The sequence below is a fragment of the Pseudomonas sp. Pseusp10 genome (assembly GCF_059492225.1).
Window position 1 is genome coordinate 5,732,680 of the sequence record NZ_CP168528.1, and the last position, 21,478, is coordinate 5,754,157.

Sequence of the window (21,478 nt, forward strand, 5' to 3'; positions counted from 1 at the left end):
CTCCACAAAAACAATTAAACGAAGGATCCTTCAATGGATAACTCCAACTCCCTGCCGCTTGGGTCGGCTGCCGTGCCGGCCAAAGAAAGAACCACGTCCAGCCGCATCAAATCGATCTTCAGCGGCTCCGTTGGCAACATGGTCGAGTGGTACGACTGGTACGTCTATGCCGCTTTTTCCCTGTACTTCGCCAAGACCTTCTTCCCCAAAGGCGACACCACCGCCCAACTGCTCAACACCGCCGCGATCTTCGCCGTGGGCTTCCTGATGCGCCCGATCGGTGGCTGGCTGATGGGGCTGTATGCGGACAAAGTCGGGCGCAAAAAGGCCCTGATGGCCTCGGTGTACCTGATGTGCTTCGGCTCGCTGCTGATCGCCCTGAGCCCAAGCTATGAAGTCATCGGCATCGGCGCACCGATCCTGCTGGTGTTCGCGCGCTTGCTGCAAGGCTTGTCGGTGGGTGGCGAATACGGCACCTCGGCCACGTACCTCAGCGAGATGGCGACCAAGGAACGTCGCGGCTTCTACTCCAGCTTCCAGTACGTGACGTTGATCTCCGGCCAGCTCATCGCCCTGGCGGTGCTGATCGTGCTGCAACAATTGCTGACCACCGAAGAGCTCTACGCCTGGGGCTGGCGCATCCCGTTCGCTATTGGCGCGTTGTGTGCCGTGGTTGCGTTGTACCTGCGTCGCGGCATGGAAGAGACCGAGTCCTTCACCAAGAAAGAAAAAGCCAAGGAAAGCGCGATGCGCACCTTGATGCGTCATCCCAAGGAACTGATGACTGTGGTCGGCCTGACCATGGGCGGCACCCTGGCGTTCTACACCTACACCACCTACATGCAGAAATACCTGGTGAACACCGTCGGCATGAGCATTTCCGACTCCACCACCATTTCCGCCGCCACGCTGTTCCTGTTCATGTGCCTGCAACCGGTCATCGGCGGGCTGTCGGACAAAATCGGTCGCCGGCCGATCCTGATTGCCTTTGGCATTCTGGGTACGCTGTTTACCGTGCCGATCCTCACCACCCTGCACACCATCCAGACCTGGTGGGGCGCGTTCTTCCTGATCATGGCGGCGCTGATCATCGTCAGCGGCTACACCTCGATCAACGCAGTGGTGAAAGCCGAACTGTTCCCGACCGAAATCCGTGCCCTGGGCGTTGGCCTGCCGTACGCACTGACCGTATCGATCTTCGGCGGCACCGCTGAATACATCGCGCTGTGGTTCAAGAGCATCGGCATGGAGACGGGTTACTACTGGTACGTCACGGCGTGCATTGCCGTGTCGTTGCTGGTGTACGTCACCATGAAAGACACCCGCAAGCATTCGCGGATTGTCACCGACTGATCGCCAACCGGCGCTCACTGCAACAGTGAGTGCCATGGCCCTTCGCGAGCGACCTCGCGAAGGGCACCATTCATCTCCCCCTCCAGCAAGATAATCATCGGTTAATTCACCGGCCGCACCCTGCAGCCGAGTGCATCCAAATCGACAGGACGCACGTATATCCGTTACAGGCCTCGAAAGAGCGTCTGAACGTAACCATTGCGAACGTACCTGGAGTACCCGTCATGAAAACCCGACTGATCCTTGCCCTGACCCTTTCCGTGCTGGCTGCCAATGCCTTTGCAGCTGACGGTTACGACAAAACCGGCTCGGCCTCCTACGGCGCCGGTACCAGCGCTGCCATCGAACGCAGCCACTCGGGCGCCTATGCCTCCGATGGCTTCGATAAAACCGGCAGCGCAGAAGCTATCGGCTGAATGTGGAGGGAAGTTCACAGCCCGGCTTCGGCCGGGCTTAGTCATTTTGGGGGGAACACAAAGTCTGGTAATCACATAAAACCTGTGGGAGCGAGCTTGCTCGCGATGACTGACATTCAGTCAACATCTATGCTGAATGTCGGTCCGCAATCGCGAGCAAGCTCGCTCCCACAAGGCTCTATATCTGACTGGAAATCAGCGTCCGGCCCTAGCACTATGGTCGATATTCAAATGCTGCCTTCTGGAACTCACCCCATGCCCGACGACATCCACTTCTACGAACCCGCCAACGGCCACGGCCTGCCCCACGATCCGTTCAATGCCATCGTCGGCCCGCGTCCGATTGGCTGGATCTCTTCACAGGATGCCGGGGGCCGCTTGAACCTGGCGCCCTACAGTTTCTTCAACGCCTTCAACTACATTCCGCCGATCATTGGCTTTTCCAGCATCGGTCGCAAAGACAGCCTGAACAACATCGAACAGACCGGCGAGTTCGCCTGGAACCTGGCCACTCGGCCGTTGGCTGAACAGATGAACCAGAGCTGCGCCAATGTCGGACCGGATATCAATGAATTCGAATTGAGCGGACTGACCACCGTTGCTTCAAAAATTATCCAGGCGCCACGCGTTGCCGAAAGCCCGGTGTCCTTCGAGTGCAAGGTCACGCAGATCATTCAGTTGCAACGGGCGGACGGCAATGTGGTGCCAACCTGGCTGATCCTCGGCGAAGTGGTCGCCGTGCATATCGCCAAATGGCTGTTGAAGGATGGGATATACGACACCGCCGCGGCAGAACCGATTCTGCGCGGCGGCGGGCCGGCGGATTATTTCCAGCTGGGGCCTGAGGCCTTGTTCAAGATGTACCGCCCGGGGCGGTGAAGTCATTACCAGAGCAGGTCAGTGTTTTCTTTGACGTCCTTGAGATGGAGCAGCTCTTTGGCGGCGGCCAGATCGGCATCATGGGCGGTTTTAAAGACCTGGCCTTCCAGCACTTTGTGAAAACGCGGGGCGCCGGAACCATCCAGCGCTTTGACAGCGATAGCGGCGTGGTAACCACCCTCGCCCGGTACTACAGCGGAAACAGCTTCGAAGTGATCAAAGGCTTTACGTGCCATGTCGCGAATCCTGGCTGGTTGAGAATGCTGTCATTAAACCCTCAACCGGCCAGTTTGTGTACCTCTGCCCCGGACTGACCGAGGGCCTGCGCCGCCGACACATCCTTGAAGGTGTGGAAATCCAGGCTGTTGACCACCAAATCCTGCACCAGCTCGGCAAAAACCTCCATCGCCGGCGTGCTGAAGTACGCGATCATGGCCTGTTGATTGCTCCAGAAACCGGACACCAGCCACAGCTGCGGGTCGCACTGCGAATGCTGCAAGGCAAAGCTCAGGCAGCCTGGCGCTGCGCGGGACGGTTCGATCAGGGCGCTGAGGCGTACACCGAGTTCCGCCGAACGACCGGCGCGCGCTCGAACGAAGGCCATATGACTGACGGGGATCTGCTTGGACATGTTCAACCCTCCCGGGGAGTCGCGTGGCAGCCGGGGGACGGGCTGCGACAGGATCCAAGGTTAAGGGCCGCGACGCCTGTCTCGTTAGTCGATTCCTGCCGGCGTGTTGCACAATCCTGCGAAACTGCATGGACAGCCTGTAACAAGCGGTAAACCCTGTCACGGTTCCGTCATACGAGTTTCAAGCAAGTTTTTCAGGCACAAGGCTCTAGTGGCAACGCCACCGGTCGACCCTAGGCAGAATCAGGCAAGCATCTGACAGGATGTGTCTACCGCTGCCACTTGCACAAACTTATGCTCTGCTCCATTCCCTACATGCCTTGCCGAGGATGCCGCGCATGTCGACGCTCGATCACTTTCAAGCCCCGCTGGACACCGACATGGAAAAGCAGCGCGCGGAACTGGCGGCGATCATCCGCCGTAACACCGCCGAAGATGGCAGTTATGCCACGGCCATCGGTTCGCTGTTCATGTCGCGCCACAGCCAGTCCCATGAGTTCGCCCCGGGGCTGGCGCAACCGGCGCTGTGCATCATGGCCCAAGGGCGCAAGGAAGTTCGGCTGGCCGATGAATACTTCAATTACGACCCGTTGAACTACCTGGTGGTCTCGGTCTCGATGCCGCTGAGTGGACGGGTGGTGGATGTCTCGGCCGAGGAGCCGATCCTGGCCTTGCGCCTGGACATCGACCCGGCGGAAATCACCGCGCTAATCGCCGACGCCGGCCCCCTCGGCGTGCCCACCCGGCCGACCGGGCGCGGACTGTATGTCGAACGGCTCGACACCGCCATGCTCGACGCCGTGCTGCGCCTGGCACGCTTGCTGGACACGCCGAAAGACATCGCCATGCTGGCGCCGCTGATTCGCCGGGAGATCCTCTATCGACTGCTGCGCAGCAAGCAAGGGCATCGGCTGTACGAAATCGCCATCACCAACAGTCAGAGCCATCGCATCAGCCAGGCGATCAAATGGCTCAACGGCAATTTTGAACAGCCGTTGCGCATCGATGATTTGGCCAAAGAGGTGAACCTGAGCGTATCGACGCTGCATCACCGCTTCAAGGCGATGACGGCGATGAGTCCGTTGCAGTATCAGAAGCAGTTGCGTCTGCAAGAAGCGCGGCGCTTGATGCTCGCCGAAGGGTTGGAGGCTTCGGCGGCGGGGTATCGCGTCGGGTATGAAAGTCCGTCGCAGTTCAGCCGTGAATACAGCCGGTTGTTCGGGGCGCCGCCGTTGCGGGATCTGGCGCGGTTGCGCTTGACGGTTTGAGCTTGTTTCTTTGCAAACGGTACCGGCCTCATCGCGAGCAAGCTCGCTCCCACAGGGTCCAGCGTACACCGTCCAATGTGGGAGCGAGCTTGCTCGCGATGAAGCCAGTGAGGCCAGCATCAAACCTGGATCAAGCCCCAAGTACCCGGCAAGCCTCCACCGGCAAGGTCACCGACACCGGATGCCCAACACTCAGGCCAAAGCCCTGGCACGGCGTACTCAGCGCGGTAAACGACACTCCGGAACACTCCACCGTGGTCTCGATGGTCGCGCCGATATCGCGCACGAACGTTACCTTGCCCAGCAAGCGGTTACCCGCGGTCGCCTGAGGTGCGGACAGTTGCAGGTCTTCCGGACGAATCAGCATCTTCACTTTTTCACCGACCACAATGCTGCTGCAGATCGGCACTTGCAGCGCATCGCCGCCCGGCAGGCTGACCTTGCCGTTACCCAGCGCCGTGGCCGGGAAGATGTTGCCCGAGCCGATGAAGTCCGCGACGAACTCGTTGGCCGGGTGCCGGTAGATTTCAATCGGCGTGCCCACCTGCTGCACTTTGTGCTCACCCAGCACAACCACGATATCGGCCATGGTCATGGCCTCGCGCTGGTCGTGGGTCACCATGATGGTGGTGATGTTCAGGCGTTGTTGCAGTTGACGAATCTCCACCTGCATCGACTCACGCAGCTTGGCGTCCAGCGCCGATAGCGGTTCATCCAGCAGAAGGATTTTCGGGTGATTGGCAATTGCCCGGGCAATCGCCACACGCTGGCGTTGCCCACCGGACAGCTTGGCCACCGGACGATCAATCATTTGCTGCAACTGGATCAGCTCCAGCAACTCCACCACCCGCGCCTGCTGATCAGCCTTGCTGACCCCGCGCAGCTTCAACGGATAGGCGATGTTCTCCCCTACGGTCATGTGCGGGAACAGCGCCAGGGACTGGAACACCATGCCGAAGTTGCGCAGGTGCGCCGGGGTGTTGCCGATGTCCTCGCCGTCCAGGCGGATCTCGCCGCCGGTCAGGGTTTCCAGGCCGGCAATCATGCGCAGCAAAGTGGTTTTGCCGCAGCCCGAAGGGCCGAGGAAACACACCAGTTTGCCCTCGGGCAAATGCAGGTTCACATCCGTTACCGCGCAGGCCGAGCCGTAATGTTTCTCGACGTTTTCCAGAATCAGACCAGTCATGTGAATCACCTCAAGAAATCAGAACGAAACGCCACCTTCACCAACCAGTTTTTCGAGCGCCCAGATCAGGACGAAGTCGATCAACACGATCAGCACGGCAAACGAAAATACGGTTGGGTCGAGCGAAGACACGGTGCGGCTGTACATCCAGATCGGCACGGTCATCACATCGATGGTGTAGAGGAAATAGGTCACGGTGAATTCGTTGAACGAGACGATGAACGCCAGCAGCATGCCCGCCAGGATCCCCGACTTCATCAACGGCACCACCACATCGACAATCGCCCGCAGTGGTGAGGCACCGAGCATTTGCGCGGCCTCTTCGACTTCGCTGCCGATGGAGAGCATCGCCGCCGTGCAGTTCTTCACCACGAACGGCAACGCCAGGATCACGTGGGCAATCACCAGGCGCGAGGTGGTCATCTGGAACGGCAGGCTGTCGAACACCAGCAGCAACGCCAGGCCCAGCACTACCATCGGGAACACCAGGGGCAGCGACATCAGTTGCAGCGCCACGGCCTTGCCGCGGAACTCGCAACGGGTCAGCGCGTAGGCTGCCGGCACCGCAATGATCGTGGCGAAGACCATGGTCAGGCAGGACACCATCAGGCTGGTGGTCATGGCTTTGCCCAGGCTCAGCACATCGCTGGCGTCCGGCGACACAAAGGTGTGCCAGGCGGCCTTGTACCATTGCAGGCTGTAGCTGCTCGGCGGGAAGTCGAGGTTCGACGCGCCGCTGAACGACATGACGATCATGGTCAGGATCGGCAGTACCGCCAGCAGCAGGATGAAGCCCGAAAGGATGCCGGCAAACTTGCCGGTCTCGCCGGGCAACAGCCCATAACGCTTCTTGGTCAGGGTGCTCATTGGGAAGCCTCCAGCATGCGCCGACGACGGCCAGTGATGTATTCGGACAGGGTCATGATCGCGAGCGTGGTGACGATCAGCACCACACCGGCAGCGGACGCGGCGGGCCAGTTCATCAGCGGGGCGATCTGGTCATGCACCATCACCGCCAGCATCGGCACGCGCCGGCCACCGAGCAGCAAGGGCACCACGAAACTGCTGGCGTTGTAAGCGAACACCAGGGTCGCGCCGGTAATGATCCCCGGCAGACTCATCGGCAATACCACTTGGCGGAACACCTGGAAACGACTCGCGCCCAGGGTGGCGGCAGCTTCTTCGTAGCTGCGGGCGACGCCGCGCATGGCGCTGGCAATCGGCAGCACGGCCAGCGGGAAGGCGGTTTGCACCAGGCCCATCAACACGCCGTTCTGGTTGTACAACAGCATGATCGGGCGCTTGATCAGCCCCAGGCCCATCAGGGTCTGGTTGAGCATGCCACCGGGGCCGAGGATCACCAGCCAGCCGTAGCTTTGCAGCAGCAGGTTGACCAGCAGCGGCAGCAACACCGCCGCAAGGAAGATCCGTCGCACGAACGGCGAGGTCAGGCGCGACATGGTGTAGGCCACCGGGATCGCCAGAATCACTGCGATCACTGCGCTGATCAGCGCCAGGCGCAAGGTCAGCATCAGGGATTTGAGGTAATAGGGTTCCAGCAATTGGGCGTAACTGGCCAGGCTGAACCCGGACCATTCCGCGCCTTTGGTGCCCACGCTCATGCGCAGTACCAGCAGGCTGGCGGCAATCAGCACACCCAGAAACAGCATCGACGGCGAGAGGAAAAACCAGGCGCGCGCCGTTGGCGAAACACCCCGAACGGCGCGCACGGGGGCGGCACTCAACGGATGAGTCAGAGGTTGGTGTTCCATAGCAAAGGGTCTCGTCAATGGAGGATCAATGGCACACGGAAGCGGGGTGTCACCCCCGACCCCCTGTAGGAGCGAGCTTGCTCGCGAAGGACGTGACGGCGCCGCGCTCATTCAGGCAGCCCTCGTCATCGTTAACGTCCATCGCGAGCAAGCTCGCTCCTACAGATCAGGAAGAAAAGATTTCCGTGTAACGACGAATCCACTGGTCATGCACAGTCGCCAGGAAGGCGTTGTCGTGCATGATCGCCTTCTCGGCAATCTGCTCCGGCGTGAGGATGTACGGGCTCTTGCGCGCTTCGGCGGAGATGATCGCCTTGGCGTTGACCGGGCCGTTGTAGATGTCTTCAGCCATCTTGCCCTGTACCAGCGGGTCCAGAGAGTGGTTGATGAAGGCGTAGGCCATGTCGGTATCGCCCGGACGGTTCTTCGGCATCACCGACAGCATCAGGTCGGTGTAGAAGCCTTCCTTCATGCCGAACGTGGCACCCAGGCCGTAGTTCGGGTCGCGGATCTGTTTCGGGAAGAAGGCTGGCGCGTACAGGCCACCCATGTCCAGGGAACCGGTGCGGAACAGCTCGGCGATCTGGTTCGGGTTTTCACCCAGGGTCACCACACGATCTTTCAGCTCCGCAAGTTTCTTGAAGCCAGGCTCGATGTTGTGCTCGTCACCACCGGCCAGTTTGGCGGCGATGATGATCAGGTCCATGGCCTCGGTCCAGTTCGGCGGCGGCAGGAAGATGTTCGGGGCCAGCTCCGGGTCCCACAGGGCCGCATAGCTGTCCGGCGCTTGTTTCTGGGTGCGGGTGCTGTAGACCAGGCTGTTGCACCACAGCAGGTAACCGATGCCGTGACCGTTGGCGCCGGTGCGGTATTTCTCCGGTACATCGACGAGGTTGGGAATGCGGTTGAGGTCGGGTTTTTCCAGCAGGTTGGCGGCGGCCAGACCTTCGGCGCCGACGCCTGCCAGGGTGATGATGTCGTACTGCGGACGATCACCGCCGGCCTTGAGTTTGGCGACCATTTCCGAGGTACTGCCGGTGCGGTCAGCGATGACCTTGCAGCCGTACTTGTCTTCGAAAGTCGCGGCGATGTTGCGCAGTGCAGCCAGGCCGGTGTCGTCGGACCAGGTCAGCAAACGCAGGGTCTTGCCGGCAAAACGTGTGTCGCTGGCATTGGCCTTGATGAACGGCATGCTCATGGCTGCCGCTGCAACCGAGGCTACGCCCACGGTCTTGATAAATTGACGTCTGTTCAGATCATGCTCGCCCATTACGGACTCCCTTTGTTTTTGTAGGTATAAGGCAGGTCGAAACTGTTGCATCCGCGCGACTGGACCAGCGTTAGCCCCTCTATTTTCGGGGGCTTGGCTGAACCAGCAAGGTCATCCTGAGGTCGTGTAAAACACCTGACTATCGATAAAAACTCATTGAAGCCATGACGCCAGCGCATGCCTTCTTTCGGGGCATGCGGATGGGTTTTCTGTAGGAGCGAGCTTGCTCGCGATGGATGCAAAGGCACCGCGCTCATTCAGGTACCCCGCGTTATCGTTAACGTCCATCGCGAGCAGGCTCGCTCCTACAGTGATCGGCGTCAGACAGCCCGAATCACGTGTTTGATTTCCTGGAAAGCCTGCAAGCCCCACGGCCCCAATTCGCGGCCGATGCTGCTCTGCTTGTAGCCGCCCCAGGCGGTCTGCGGGAAGATCACCTGCGGTGCGTTGATCCACACAAGCCCCGCCTGCAAAGCGTTGGCGACGCGGTCGGCGGTCTCGGCATTGCGCGTCACCACACTGGCGACCAGGCCGAACTGGCTGTCGTTGGCCAAGGCAATCGCTTCGGCTTCAGAGGCAAAACTGCGTACGCAGATCACCGGGCCGAAAATCTCTTCACACCACAACGCACTGTCGAGGGGCACTTCGGTGAAAACCGTCGGCTGCAAAAAATATCCGCGTGGCAGGTCGGCCGGGCGATTGCCACCGCAAACCAGCTTGGCGCCGGCGCTCAAACCGCGATCGATGTGACCGAGCACGCGCTGGTATTGCGCCTGATTGACCAGCGCGCCCATCTCCACGTTCGGGTCGAACGGGTCGGCCACACGAATGGCTTCGGCACGAGCCTTCACACGGGTAAGGAATTCGTCGGCCAGCTCATCGGCAACCAGCACGCGACTGGTAGCGGAACACATCTGCCCGGCGTTGAAGAAACCACCGCCGCAGGCCACTTCCACCGCCAGGTCGAGATCGGCATCGGCCAGCACCAGCAGCGATGATTTGCCGCCCAGCTCCAGGCTCACGCCTTTGACGGTTTCCGCCGCCCGCTGCATGACCTGCACGCCGACCGCATTGCTGCCGGTGAAGGAAATTTTCGCGATCCGCGGATCCGCCGACAACGGCGCGCCAACGGCCAGGCCGGTGCCGCACACCAGATTGAACACGCCCGCCGGCAAACCGGCTTGAGCAATGATCGTTGCCAGTTCCAGCTCCGGCAGCGGCGTCACTTCCGAAGGCTTGAGCACCACACAGCAACCGGCGGCCAGGGCCGGGGCGAGTTTCCACGCGGTGGTGACCATCGGGAAGTTCCACGGCACGATCAAGCCGACTACACCGCAAGGTTCACGGCGCAGGCGAGCGCTGAAGTCGTCGGTCGGCAGTTCGATGGCGCTGTCCTGTTTCGCATCCAGCCCTTCGGCCAGACCGGCGTAGTACTCGAACGTGGCGATCACGTCATCGACGTCGATCGCCGCTTCGAATTGCGGCTTGCCGTTGTTGCTCGACTGCAAGTGCATCAATTTTTCACGATTGGCCTGCACGCCCACGGCGATTTTGCGCAGGATCGCACCGCGTTCGGCACCCGTGGTTTTCGACCAATCGGCGAAAGCCTGGGTCGCCGCGCTCACGGCTTGAGCAACAGCGCGCTCATCGCCACCATTCACCGTGGTCAACAGGGCTTCGGTCGCCGGGTTGATCACGCGCAGGTGTTCGCTACCGGCCGACCATTGGCCGTTGATGTACAGGCCATCCAGAGTCGTAGGAAGCGTCATTTCGACACCGCCTGCATCCACTTGGCCTGGTCGACTTCAATCAGGGTCGGGCCCTGGCGATCGGTGGCCATACGCAATGCATCACGCAGTTGCTCGACACTGCTGACCGCTTCGGCCGCACAACCCAAGGCCTTGGCCACACCGATGAAGTCCGGGGTGTAGATGTCCACGCCGACCGGCTCGATGGCGCGGTTGACCATGTATTTCTTGATCTCTTCGTAGCCCTGGTTATTCCACAGCAGCACGATCACCGGGGTACGCGCTTCGACGGCGCTGGCCAGTTCCGGCAGGGTGAATTGCAGGCCACCGTCGCCGATCAGGCACACCACCGGCGGGCGGGCACCGTTTTCAACACTGCCGCCGAGCCAGGCGCCAATCGCGGCCGGCAAGGCGTAACCGAGGGTGCCGTAACCGGTGGACGAGTTGAACCAGCGACGCGGGCGCTCCGGGTTGAACGTCAGGTTGCCGGTGTACACCGGCTGGGTCGAATCGCCGACGAACACCGCGTCCGGCAGTTCGTGCAGCACGGTTTCGAGGAAACGGGTCTGGGCCAGGGTCGGTGCGTCCCAGGTCGCGGCCAGGTCTTCACGCAGACGTGCAGCGCGTACCTGGCCCCAATCGTTGCCGCGCTCGGCCAGGGATTTGTGCGACAGGGCGCTGAGCAAAGCCTGGGCGGCGTTGCGCGAGTCGGCCACCAGGGCCACGTGCGGCGGGTAGTTGCGCACGGTCTGGTCCGGGTCGATGTCCACGCGCAGCAGTTGGCCAGGAATCTCGAAGCCACCGGCGAAGGTCACGTCGTAGTCGGTCTCGGCCAGTTCGGTGCCGATGGCCAGGACCACATCGGCCTCGGCGACCAGCGCACGGGTGGCGACCAGGCTCTGGGTCGAACCGATCAGCAGCGGGTGGCCGGAGGCGAGCATGCCCTTGGCATTGATGGTCAGCGCGACCGGCGCGTCCAGCATCTCGGCCAGTTCAGTCAGCTCGGCCGCCGCGTCGATAGCACCGCCACCGGCGAGAATCAGCGGACGCTTGGCGCTGGCCAGCAACTCGGTCATGCGCGACACGGCGCTCGGCGAAGCACCGGCGCGGTCGATATTGACCGGCAGGCTGGCGAGCAAGTCGTCAGCCTCTTCAACCAGAACGTCCAATGGAATTTCAATGTGCACCGGGCGCGGACGGCCAGCCTGGAACAGCGCAAAGGCGCGGGCCAACACGCCCGGTAATTCCGACGCCGACATCAGGGTGTGGGAGAACGCCGCCACACCGGCGCACAGTGCGCCCTGGTTCGGCAGCTCATGCAGCTTGCCGCGACCGCCACCCAACTGGCTGCGCGATTGCACGCTGGAGATCACCAGCATCGGGATCGAATCGGCGTAGGCCTGGCCCATGGCGGTGGTGATGTTGGTCATGCCAGGACCGGTGATGATGAAGCACACACCCGGTTTGCCGCTGGTGCGGGCGTAGCCGTCGGCCATGAAGCCGGCGCCCTGCTCATGGCGCGGCGTGACGTGGTTGATGCTCGAACGGGCCAGCCCGCGATACAGTTCCACGGTATGAACCCCCGGAATGCCGAACACCTGCTCGACTCCGTAGTTTTCGAGTAACTTGACCAATACTTCGCCACACGTCGCCATGTCTTTGCCCTTTTTGTTCGTTTGAGACGCCGGGGCTGCGGTGTGTTTATGATGGATTCGCAGGCCCGGGAATGGCCTCATTGGAACGGGCGACACGTAGCCGCAACAATGGATAAAAAGTCATACTAGCCATGTCCTCACGTCATACCTTGGATCCCAATGAAACGACTGCCTCCCCTGCCGGCGCTGCACACTTTTCTGATTACCGCGCAGTGCTGCAATTTCACCCGGGCCGCCGAACAACTGCACATCACCCAGGGCGCGGTGAGTCGGCAGATCGCCGGGCTGGAAGACCATCTGGGTTATGAGTTGTTCATCCGCCAGGCCCGAGGCCTGGACCTGACAGCCGAGGGACGGGAATGGCTGCCACGGGTCCAGCAGATTTTCGGCCTGATCGACGAAGCGGTTGAGCAGATCGGCGAGAAGCGCGAAACCCTGCAACTCAAGGCACCGACCTGCGTCATGCGCTGGCTGCTGCCGCGTCTGTTGCAATGGCAAAAGGAACGCCCGGACGTGCCGGTGGAACTGACCACCACGGTCAAGCACGGCGTGGATTTTCATCGCGAGCAGTTCGATGCGGCGGTGATGTACGGCGCACCGCCGGACAATTCATTGATGTCGCAAAAACTCTTCGACGAACAACTCACGCCGGTGTGTTCCAGACCGATGCTCGAAGGCCCCATGCCCCTGCAGATACCGGCCGATCTGCAACAACACCTGCTGCTGCACCCGACCCGCGACGAGCGGGACTGGAAGGCCTGGCTGAAAGCCGCGGATGTGCATTTGACCAATGTCGGCAAGGGCCAGCATTTCGAAACCCTGGACCTGGCGATGTCGATGGCGTCCCAGGGAACGGGGGTGGCGATTGGCGATTGGTCGCTGATCGGCGATGACCTGAATGCCGGGCGGCTGGTCATGCCATTCGAATTGAAGGTGACAACGGGACTGGCGTATTACCTGGTTTTTCCCGAAAAACCCGGACCTTCACCGAAGTTGCGCGAGTTGATGGGCTGGTTGGTGGAGCAGGCGCAGTCTCGGTAAAACCGGAAAATCCTGCTGCTTGCCACTGTAGGAGCGAGCCTGCTCGCGATGGCGGCTTCACCTTCAAAATGGATGTTGAATGTGATGACCTCATCGCGAGCAGGCTCGCTCCTACAGGTGTTCAGTCAGTTCAATACCCGACTGTAAAGCGCTGCCGCGAATGCTTCGGCGCTTCCACTTCGTCGAGCAGCGCAATCGCATAATCGGCGAATGTGATCCAGCTGCGCCCTTCACTGCTCACCAGCAAATTATCCTGGCCGATGCGGAATTTTCCGCTGCGCTCGCCCTCGACAAATTCCGCCGATGGCGACAGGAAGGTCCAGTCCAGATCCTTTTCCTGTTGCAGGTTCCCCAGGAACTCGGCACCGGCGCTGGCTTCGGCTTTGTACGCGTCCGGAAAACCTTTGCTGTCGATCACCCGCGTACCATCGGGCAACAGGAGCGACCCCGCACCGCCGACTACCAGCAAGCGTTTGACCCCGGCCTTCTTCACCGGCCCGATGACGGCGCTGGCAGGCAGGGTCGCGAAATGTGCAGCGCTGATGACTGCATCATGCCCCTCGATAGCCGCTTGCAATGCACTGGCATCCAGAGCGTCGACGTTGCGCGTGACCACACCGGCACGCTGGCCGATTTTCGCCGTGTCACGGGCAATGGCGGTAACGCTATGACCGCGACGCAGGGCTTCTTCCAGTATTTGGCTACCGGCACGACCGGTGGCACCGATGATTGCGATTTTGCTCATGACGTTCTCCAGTGGATGACAAATTTGAAAAGCAGCGCAGCCTATTGTGGCGAGGGGGCTTGTCGGATCGCCACAGACAAGCCCCCTCGCCACAGGAATCCCCATTACCCCTTAAATTCATTCACCCCACTTCATCTCGCCCTTGGCGACTTTGGCGCTCAGCTCCAGGGAGCTTTCGTCACCCAAGGTCGGGAAACGCTTTTTCATCGCGGCGATCAGTGCGGCAGAATCCCTGGCTTTGGCGGTTTCTTCGTCGAAAGCCTTGATGTAATCGGCTGTGAACTGCACCGCGGCGAGGGCATGGTTGCCGTCGCCGAGGTAATGCCCTGGCACGACAGTCTTCGGTTTCAGGGTTTCAATGGAATGCAGCGTAGTCAGCCAATCGGCATGGGACTGCGGAGTTTGCGTGTCAGCCATCCACACGTGGATGTTTTGCGCCACCACGACACCACCGACCACAGCCTTGATCGATGGAATCCACACAAAGCTGCGATCCGGCTGTGGGCCTTCAAGACCAAGCACCTGCAACTTCTGCCCTTCGAGCATCAGGTTGTCGCCCTTGAGTACATCCGGCACGATGGTTTTTGCTGGCACATCAGCCCCCATTTTCGGGCCCCAGAACGCCAGTTTGCCGTCGACGGTTTGCTTGATGTGGTCAACGGTCGGCTGCGAGGCGAGGACCTTGGCCTTGGGGAACGCGGCCGTCAGGGTATCGAGGCCGAAGTAGTAATCCGGGTCACCGTGGCTGATGTAGATGGTGGTCAGCTGCTTGCCGCTGGCGCGGATTTTTTCCACCACCTGTTCGGCCTGGGACTTGCCGAATTGCGCATCCACCAGGATCGCTTCTTTTTCGCCGCTGACCAGCACCGAAGTCACCGGGAAGATGGCTTTTCCGCCGGGATTGTAGACATCCAGCGTCAGGGTCGAGGCGGTTGCATGGGCGGCGAAACCGAGGGCGGCACTTGCCAGTAATACGCGCTTGAGGGTGCTGAAACCGATCATTTGTTGCTCCGTTGTCCGAATGCAGTGCTTGGCGGATGCCCTTTTTTGTAGGAGCGAGCTTGCTCGCGATGGTCGCAAACGATGACGCGTACTTATCGGGGATACGCGGTGTATTTGAATCAATCGCGAGCAAGCTCGCTCCTACAGAGGAACAGAGCTTAGTTGCCTGACTCGGTACAAAAAATGCGATGCTTGAACATAGTTTGTTTCTGAAAGCGGGCAAATCATGGATCGTCTTCAAGCAATGCGCGTGTTCGTCACGGTGGTCGACCTCGGCAGCCAGTCGGCCGCTGCCGATCATCTGGAGCTGTCACGGCCGGTGGTGTCGCGGTATCTGGCGGAACTGGAAGACTGGGTCGGCGCGCGCCTGATGCACCGCACCACACGCAAATTGAGCCTGACCGCCGCCGGTAACGAGATCCTGCCCCGCTGCCGGCAAATGCTCGACTTGTCCAGCGACATGCAAGCCGCCGTCAGCGAGCCGGATGACGCACCGCGCGGCCTGCTGCGGATCAGCGTCAGCACCTCGTTCGGCCAGGCGCAACTGGCCGATGCCATGGCCGCTTACGTCAAGCGCTACCCCGGCGTCAGCGTCGACATGCAGATGCTCGACCGCACAGTGAACCTGGTGGATGAGCGTATCGACCTGGCGATTCGCACCAGCAATGACCTGGACCCGAACCTGATCGCCCGCCGCCTGACGGTTTGCCGTTCAGTGATCTGCGCTTCCCCCGCTTACTTGCGCGAGCACCCGGCGCCGCAACGGGTCGAGGATCTGAGCCTGCACAATTGCCTGACCCATTCCTACTTCGGCAAAAGCCTCTGGCATTTCGAGCAGGATGGCGAACAGGTTTCCGTGCCCGTGCAGGGCAACATCAGCGCCAACGAGGCCAGCACGCTGTTGCGCGCAACGATTGCCGGCGCTGGCGTGGCGATGCTGCCCACCTACCAGGCCGGCGTACACATCCACAGCGGCGAATTGATTCGCCTGCTGCCGGCGGCCGAACCCCGGCAAATGAACGTGTATGCGGTGTATGCCTCACGCAAGCACATGCCGGCGGCATTGCGCAGCCTGCTGGATTTTCTGGTACTGAGATTTCCGCAAGAACCGGCGTGGGATATCGGGTTGTAACCCGATCAAACCTGTAGGAGCGAGCCTGCTCGCGATAGCGGTGGATCAGTCAACATTTTCGTCAATGAACGATTGCTATCGCGAGCAGGCTCGCTCCTACAGGGGGGCATCAGCGTTCTGAATACTGCGCTATTGCTGGCAACCCACCGGCGCTGACCTATGCTCAAAGTAATACCGAAAGGTATTCGTTCAGAGGTCAACGCCATGAACATCAGAACAAGAAGATACCTCGCGATTTTCATCACCTGTGCGGTCACGCTCGGGTTGTATGGCGCTGCCGCCTGGCGTGTCGAGCAACTGCGCAACCTGCCCCGTGAATACGCGAGTTGCAACTTCGAGCGCTGCATTCCCCACAACGCCACCCTCAACGCCCTCCAGTAACGAAGGGGGTCAGGCTTCGTTGTCCTGATCGGCCTTCAAGCGATCGCGGAACGCCTTGGGCGAAATTCCCACACGACGCCGGAACAGGCGCGTGAAGTTGGTCGGATCGGAAAACCCCAACACGTCGGACATTTCATAAATGGTCATGCTGGTATAGGTCAGCAAGCGCTTGGCCTCCAGCAATTGCCGTTCGTGCATGATCTGCAACGCCGGTTGCCCCGCCAGCTCGCGGCAGGTGCCGTTGAGGTGGGACACGGAAATCCCCAGCCGGTGCGCCAGGTCCTCGACCTTGACGTGCTGGCGATAGGTCTCTTCCACCAGTTGAATAAAGCCGTTGAGGTATTCCCGGGCCCGCTGCGGTCGCGCCATGGCGGTGCGACGCTGGATCACCTGGCGGCTGACCCACACCACGATCACACTGACCAGCGAATGCATGAGCATTTCCCGCGCCGGTTGATGGCTGGTGTATTCGTTCTGCAAGGCGCTGAACAGGCTGTGGAGATACTCGGCATCCTTGTCTGCCGGGTAACTTTCGGCCTGGGCCAGGGCATTGACCGATTGCCCCAACTGCATCTGCAGGTGGGCAATCAGCGGCGCGGCCAGGGTCACGACAAACCCTTCCACGTCCTCGGAAAAGCGAAAGCCGTGCACCGACAACGGTGGCAGGATCTGGATCGCCGGTTCCACCAGCTGCGTACGTTTGCCTTCGATTTCAAGCTCTGCCTGACCTTTGAATACGAAGAGCAACTGGCACAAGTCCGCGTGGCGGTGGGGTTTGATTTCCCAATGATGTTCGCGACTGCGTTTGGAAATGGTTTCACAGTGCAGCAAGTCCGGGGTCGGCCAATCCAGGCTTTCACCGTAGAGCTTGAACACCGGAATCGAAGGCAGGTCAGGCTTGTTCATCACTTCAATCCAGGCCTCGGAATAGATGACGGGCGATAATCGCACCGATTGGCAGAATGTACAGCTATCCGCTCAGTTTTCACCTTCAATTGACAGACCCGCAAGGGAAAAATGCAAGCACTCGATCCATAAAAATCATTCACCGGCCCTGGTCGCGTGAAGCTTGCGAGTCATAAAAACAATGAAAACACTGAAAACCCAGGTCGCCATCATTGGTGCCGGCCCTTCAGGCTTGTTGCTCGGCCAGTTACTGCACAACGCCGGCATCGACACCCTCATTCTAGAACGCCAGACCCCGGACTATGTACTCGGCCGAATCCGCGCCGGCGTGCTTGAACAAGGCATGGTAGAGCTGTTGCGCCAGGCCGGTGTGAGTCAGCGCATGGACGCCGAGGGACTGGTCCATGGCGGCTTCGAACTGGCTCTCGACGGGCGCCGGGTACACATCGATCTGCACGCCCTGACGGGTGGCAAAACGGTGATGATCTACGGCCAGACCGAGGTCACCCGCGACCTGATGGCCGCTCGTCGGGAGGCCGGCGCGCAGACGATTTATCAAGCAGACAACGTCGTCCCCCACGGCCTGAAAACCGATGAAGCGTTTGTCACTTTTGAGAAGGACGGCGAGACCTGGCGACTCGATTGCGACTACATCGCCGGTTGCGACGGCTTCCATGGCGTGGCGCGGCAATCGATTCCCGCCGAAAGCCTGAAAATCTTCGAACGGATCTATCCCTTCGGCTGGCTCGGGATTCTGGCCGATACCCCGCCGGTCCACGAAGAACTGGTCTACGCCCGCCATGAGCGCGGTTTTGCCCTGTGCAGCATGCGCTCGCCGACACGCACCCGTTATTACCTGCAAGTGCCCACCAGCGATCATGTCGATAACTGGTCGGATCAACGCTTCTGGGACGAACTCAAATTGCGATTACCGCAAGCGTTGGCGGACAACCTGGTAACGGGGCCGTCCATCGAAAAAAGCATCGCGCCGCTGCGCAGCTTCGTGGTCGAACCGATGCAGTACGGCCGCCTGTTCCTGGTCGGCGATGCCGCGCACATCGTCCCGCCCACCGGCGCCAAGGGCCTGAACCTGGCGGCCAGTGATGTGAGTACGCTGTTCAACATTCTGCTCAAGGTTTACCGCGAAGATCGCCTTGATTTGCTGGAGAAGTACTCGGAAATCTGCCTGCGCCGGGTGTGGAAGGCCGAGCGGTTTTCCTGGTGGATGACCTCGATGCTGCACCGTTTCGAGGAGCATGATGCCTTTAGCCAGCGCATTGCCGAGTCGGAACTGGACTATTTCATCGACTCCGAAGCAGGTCGTAAAACCATTGCAGAAAACTATGTCGGGCTTCCTTACGAGGCTATCGAATAGCTTCCTACCGACTTACACTGGCGAGCACTACCGCTCGCCTTGCTGCTTGCGGGTCAATCACTGCCCACAGGTTTTCCCGTGACCAATCTCCACCAGCCTGAAACGCCCAAACCCGCCATCCGCAGCGTGCTGATCGCGCTGATGCTGGCGATCTTTCTCGGGGCACTGGACCAGACCATCGTCGCCGTCTCGATGCCGGCCATCTCCGCGCAATTCAAGGACGTCAGCCTGCTGGCCTGGGTGATTTCCGGCTACATGGTGGCCATGACCGTGGCGGTGCCGATCTACGGCAAACTGGGCGACCTGTACGGACGGCGCAAGCTGATGCTGTTTGGCATGGGCCTGTTCACCCTGGCGTCGGTGTTCTGCGGCATGGCCCAGAGCATGGAGCAACTGGTATTGGCGCGGATCTTCCAGGGCATCGGAGCCGGCGGGATGATCTCGGTGAGCCAGGCGATCATCGGCGACATCGTGCCGCCCCGGGAACGCGGTCGTTATCAGGGCTATTTCAGCAGCATGTACGCCGTGGCCAGCGTGGCCGGCCCGGTGCTCGGCGGCTACATGACCGAATACCTGTCCTGGCGCTGGGTATTCTTGATCAACCTGCCGCTGGGCCTGGGTGCCTGGCTGGTGGCCTGTCGCACGCTGGTGGGCTTGCCGATTCCGCAACGCAAACCGATCATCGATTACCTGGGCACCGTGCTGATGATCATCGGGCTGACGGCGTTGTTGCTGGGCATCACGCAGATCGGTCAGGGCCATTCGTGGCGCAGTTCCGAAGTGCTGGCGCTGCTGGCGAGTGCGGTACTCGTGCTGGGGCTGTTCGTCGCCCACGAGCGGCGGGCACGGGAGCCGTTGCTGCCCATGCATCTGTTCGCCAACCGCAATGCGATCCTGTGCTGGTGCACGATTTTCTTCACCAGTTTCCAGGCCATCTCGCTGATTGTATTGATGCCGTTGCGCTTCCAGAGCGTGACCGGCGCCGGTGCCGACAGCGCCGCCCTGCACCTGCTGCCGCTGGCCATGGGCTTGCCGATTGGCGCGTATTTCGCCGGCCGCCGCACCTCCGTGACCGGACGCTACAAACCGATGATCCTCACCGGCGCCACGCTGATGCCCATTGCGATTCTTGGCATGGCGTTCAGCCCGCCGCAGGCATTCGTCGTGAGCAGCCTGTTCATGTTGCTTTGCGGGATTTCCTCCGGCATGCAGTTCCCGACGTCATTGGTGGGCACGCAGAACTCGGTGGAGCAACGGGACATCGGCGTGGCCACCAGCACCACCAATCTGTTCCGTTCGCTGGGTGGTGCGGTCGGCGTCGCATTGATGTCGGCGCTGCTGCTCGCGCTGTTGCAGGACTCAAGCTTCGCGCACCTGGCCGGCTCGTCGCTGATTGCCGAAGGCCGTTCGGGGAATGTGTTGCTGGACGGCTTGAACGCCGCACCGGGTGATGCACAGAACGCCTTGCGTGCCGAGTTGTTGCTGACGTTCCGGCACTTGCTGACGGTCAGTGCGGTGGTGTCGTTGCTGGGGCTGGCGGCGGCGATTGCCATGCCGAACATGTTGTTGCGCGGGCGAGAGGACAGGGCTCGTTAGACAGACCGTGTTGCCAGTAATCGCGAGCAAGCTCGCTCCCACATGTGATCTCTGGTGTACACAAACGCTGCAATCACTGGAGATCCAATAATGAGGCTTGTGTGGCGAGGGAACTTGCTCCCTCGCCACAAGTGCTCGTATTACTGCCGGGTGCGCAGTTGCTGCTGCAAGTTCTGGATCTGCGCCTGAAGGGTGTTGATGTTGCGGGTGACCTGGCTGCGGAACGCATCGAACTCGGCAGTGTTGGTCGAGCCCTGTGCGGCGGCCGGACGGTTGTCCTGCTGGCTCTTGAGCACGATCATGTCTTGCTCAAGACGCTCGATGGCGGCGCTCGGGTTGCCTTGCTTCTTCAGCGCGACGATATCGGCGCCCAGGCTTTTCAGCTGTGCATCGAGTTTGTCGGCGTCGGACGGGGTATTTTTCAGGGCGGCCAATTCACCGTTCAAGGTTTTGACCTGAGCCTGCAACTGCGTATTGGCTGCCTGATGTTCAGTGTTCTGGGCAGCCAGCTGCGCCAGGCGTTTGTCCAGTTCGGTAGTTTGCGCGGACATTTGTGCCAGACGCTTGTCCAGGTCCGAGGCCTGACCGGCAACACCTTGCTGCTGCGCGTTCTGGTCCTGGAGTTTGCTTTCCAGCTGACGGATTTGCAGCTTCAAGGCCTCGCTGTCGGTAGTGACGTTGGTCTGACTGGCGACAACTTTTCCGGAAATATCCTGCAAGCGCCCCGCCGCTTCCTCGCTGATTCGCGCGAAACTTTCCTGGGTCGCCACCAATTGCTGCTCCATCAGGGAAATCTGCTGAAAGCTCCACCAGGCCAGGACCGCGAACGCAATGACCAGCGCCCCGACCAACGCCCAAAGGGGGCCGGTGCTCGCCGCCTTGACCTTCATCACCGGCGCCGTGCGCGAATGCACGACCGTACGGGCAGTGGGCGGGAAATCGTTGTCGAGAACGTCTGCACGCAAGCTCGGTACATCGTCGAAGTCGTCGTTGGCATCGTTTCGCATGGACATTGAATCAACCTTTGTGAATCACATAATGGCTTTATGCCGCGCAGTATAAACCCCACAGCCGTAACCATTGACCCTGAAGCCCCGTTCCCGGTTCAGTAGAGGGTCGTTG

Annotated in this window: 21 protein-coding genes; 9 read left to right on the forward strand and 12 right to left on the reverse strand. The window is 60.7% G+C overall.

Features of this window, described 5'->3' with window-relative positions:
• Positions 1-33 precede the first annotated feature (33 nt).
• The 3 genes from ACEN8Z_RS26020 to ACEN8Z_RS26030 all read left to right on the forward strand — a co-directional run bounded on the left by ACEN8Z_RS26020 (position 34) and on the right by ACEN8Z_RS26030 (position 2,648).
• Positions 34-1,353 (forward strand): MFS transporter, encoded by a 1,320-nt coding sequence (locus ACEN8Z_RS26020; protein ID WP_007986116.1) that lies wholly within the window; start codon positions 34-36, stop codon positions 1,351-1,353.
• A 224-nt stretch (positions 1,354-1,577) separates the two neighbouring features.
• Complete coding sequence (locus ACEN8Z_RS26025; RefSeq protein WP_108228611.1) at positions 1,578-1,769, forward strand: hypothetical protein; 192 nt, start codon at positions 1,578-1,580, stop codon at positions 1,767-1,769.
• Between the two features lie 255 nt (positions 1,770-2,024).
• Positions 2,025-2,648 carry a flavin reductase family protein gene (locus ACEN8Z_RS26030; RefSeq protein ID WP_495596111.1) on the forward strand — a complete coding sequence of 208 codons (624 nt, stop codon included), beginning with the start codon at positions 2,025-2,027 and terminating at the stop codon, positions 2,646-2,648.
• Positions 2,649-2,653: 5 nt separating this feature from the next.
• On the opposite strand, the gene ACEN8Z_RS26035 is transcribed toward ACEN8Z_RS26030, so the two are convergent.
• Together ACEN8Z_RS26035 and ACEN8Z_RS26040 are read right to left on the reverse strand one after the other, a co-directional pair.
• The gene (locus ACEN8Z_RS26035; protein ID WP_108228609.1) at positions 2,654-2,884 is read right to left on the reverse strand and encodes a hypothetical protein; all 231 of its coding nucleotides are present in this window, start codon (positions 2,882-2,884) and stop codon (positions 2,654-2,656) included.
• A gap of 41 nt (positions 2,885-2,925) precedes the next feature.
• Complete coding sequence (locus ACEN8Z_RS26040) at positions 2,926-3,279, reverse strand: putative quinol monooxygenase (RefSeq protein ID WP_495596112.1); 354 nt, start codon at positions 3,277-3,279, stop codon at positions 2,926-2,928.
• Between the two features lie 338 nt (positions 3,280-3,617).
• Here ACEN8Z_RS26040 and ACEN8Z_RS26045 point away from each other — a divergent pair, with 338 nt between their 5' ends.
• On the forward strand, positions 3,618-4,547 hold the full coding sequence (locus ACEN8Z_RS26045) for an AraC family transcriptional regulator (protein ID WP_495596113.1): 930 nt from the start codon (positions 3,618-3,620) through the stop codon (positions 4,545-4,547).
• A 130-nt stretch (positions 4,548-4,677) separates the two neighbouring features.
• Here the strand turns inward: ACEN8Z_RS26045 and ACEN8Z_RS26050 are convergent, their stop codons facing one another.
• The 6 genes from ACEN8Z_RS26050 to ACEN8Z_RS26075 form a co-directional block, all read right to left on the reverse strand.
• Positions 4,678-5,733, reverse strand: coding sequence for an ABC transporter ATP-binding protein (locus ACEN8Z_RS26050; RefSeq protein ID WP_007986106.1), 1,056 nt, complete (start codon positions 5,731-5,733; stop codon positions 4,678-4,680).
• An 18-nt stretch (positions 5,734-5,751) separates the two neighbouring features.
• Complete coding sequence (locus ACEN8Z_RS26055; RefSeq protein WP_007986104.1) at positions 5,752-6,600, reverse strand: ABC transporter permease; 849 nt, start codon at positions 6,598-6,600, stop codon at positions 5,752-5,754.
• Positions 6,597-7,505 carry an ABC transporter permease gene (locus ACEN8Z_RS26060; protein WP_007993653.1) on the reverse strand — a complete coding sequence of 303 codons (909 nt, stop codon included), beginning with the start codon at positions 7,503-7,505 and terminating at the stop codon, positions 6,597-6,599. The genes ACEN8Z_RS26055 and ACEN8Z_RS26060 overlap by 4 nt, the downstream gene beginning before the upstream one ends.
• A 166-nt stretch (positions 7,506-7,671) precedes the next feature.
• A complete protein-coding gene (locus tag ACEN8Z_RS26065; RefSeq protein ID WP_007986100.1) occupies positions 7,672-8,775 on the reverse strand; it encodes an ABC transporter substrate-binding protein in 1,104 nt (367 codons plus the stop codon).
• Between the two features lie 320 nt (positions 8,776-9,095).
• Positions 9,096-10,544: an aldehyde dehydrogenase family protein gene (locus tag ACEN8Z_RS26070; RefSeq protein WP_495596114.1), complete on the reverse strand. Its 1,449-nt coding sequence runs from the start codon at positions 10,542-10,544 to the stop codon at positions 9,096-9,098.
• Positions 10,541-12,178, reverse strand: coding sequence for a 5-guanidino-2-oxopentanoate decarboxylase (locus ACEN8Z_RS26075; RefSeq protein WP_495596115.1), 1,638 nt, complete (start codon positions 12,176-12,178; stop codon positions 10,541-10,543). Before ACEN8Z_RS26075 ends, ACEN8Z_RS26070 begins: the two co-directional genes overlap by 4 nt.
• Positions 12,179-12,337: 159 nt before the next feature.
• On the opposite strand from ACEN8Z_RS26075, the gene ACEN8Z_RS26080 reads away from it, so the two are divergent.
• A complete protein-coding gene (locus tag ACEN8Z_RS26080; RefSeq protein ID WP_495596116.1) occupies positions 12,338-13,219 on the forward strand; it encodes a LysR substrate-binding domain-containing protein in 882 nt (293 codons plus the stop codon).
• A gap of 130 nt (positions 13,220-13,349) precedes the next feature.
• Here the strand turns inward: ACEN8Z_RS26080 and ACEN8Z_RS26085 are convergent, their stop codons facing one another.
• Both ACEN8Z_RS26085 and ACEN8Z_RS26090 read right to left on the reverse strand, forming a co-directional pair.
• Positions 13,350-13,964, reverse strand: coding sequence for an NAD(P)-dependent oxidoreductase (locus ACEN8Z_RS26085; RefSeq protein WP_495596117.1), 615 nt, complete (start codon positions 13,962-13,964; stop codon positions 13,350-13,352).
• Positions 13,965-14,081: 117 nt separating this feature from the next.
• Positions 14,082-14,966, reverse strand: coding sequence for an MBL fold metallo-hydrolase (locus tag ACEN8Z_RS26090; protein ID WP_495596118.1), 885 nt, complete (start codon positions 14,964-14,966; stop codon positions 14,082-14,084).
• A gap of 226 nt (positions 14,967-15,192) precedes the next feature.
• Here ACEN8Z_RS26090 and ACEN8Z_RS26095 point away from each other — a divergent pair, with 226 nt between their 5' ends.
• A complete protein-coding gene (locus tag ACEN8Z_RS26095) occupies positions 15,193-16,098 on the forward strand; it encodes a LysR family transcriptional regulator (RefSeq protein ID WP_495596119.1) in 906 nt (301 codons plus the stop codon).
• Between the two features lie 204 nt (positions 16,099-16,302).
• Positions 16,303-16,479: a hypothetical protein gene (locus ACEN8Z_RS26100; RefSeq protein ID WP_007993642.1), complete on the forward strand. Its 177-nt coding sequence runs from the start codon at positions 16,303-16,305 to the stop codon at positions 16,477-16,479.
• Positions 16,480-16,488: 9 nt separating this feature from the next.
• Here the strand turns inward: ACEN8Z_RS26100 and ACEN8Z_RS26105 are convergent, their stop codons facing one another.
• Positions 16,489-17,385, reverse strand: a complete 897-nt coding sequence (locus ACEN8Z_RS26105; RefSeq protein ID WP_007993640.1) for a helix-turn-helix domain-containing protein — start codon at positions 17,383-17,385, stop codon at positions 16,489-16,491.
• 190 nt (positions 17,386-17,575) lie between these two features.
• Between ACEN8Z_RS26105 and pobA the strand changes: the two genes are divergently transcribed.
• Complete coding sequence (gene pobA, locus ACEN8Z_RS26110; RefSeq protein ID WP_495598196.1) at positions 17,576-18,760, forward strand: 4-hydroxybenzoate 3-monooxygenase; 1,185 nt, start codon at positions 17,576-17,578, stop codon at positions 18,758-18,760.
• 78 nt (positions 18,761-18,838) lie between these two features.
• Positions 18,839-20,356 carry an MDR family MFS transporter gene (locus ACEN8Z_RS26115; protein WP_495596120.1) on the forward strand — a complete coding sequence of 506 codons (1,518 nt, stop codon included), beginning with the start codon at positions 18,839-18,841 and terminating at the stop codon, positions 20,354-20,356.
• A gap of 140 nt (positions 20,357-20,496) precedes the next feature.
• On the opposite strand, the gene ACEN8Z_RS26120 is transcribed toward ACEN8Z_RS26115, so the two are convergent.
• The gene (locus tag ACEN8Z_RS26120; RefSeq protein WP_495596121.1) at positions 20,497-21,369 is read right to left on the reverse strand and encodes an ATPase; all 873 of its coding nucleotides are present in this window, start codon (positions 21,367-21,369) and stop codon (positions 20,497-20,499) included.
• Positions 21,370-21,478 lie beyond the last annotated feature (109 nt).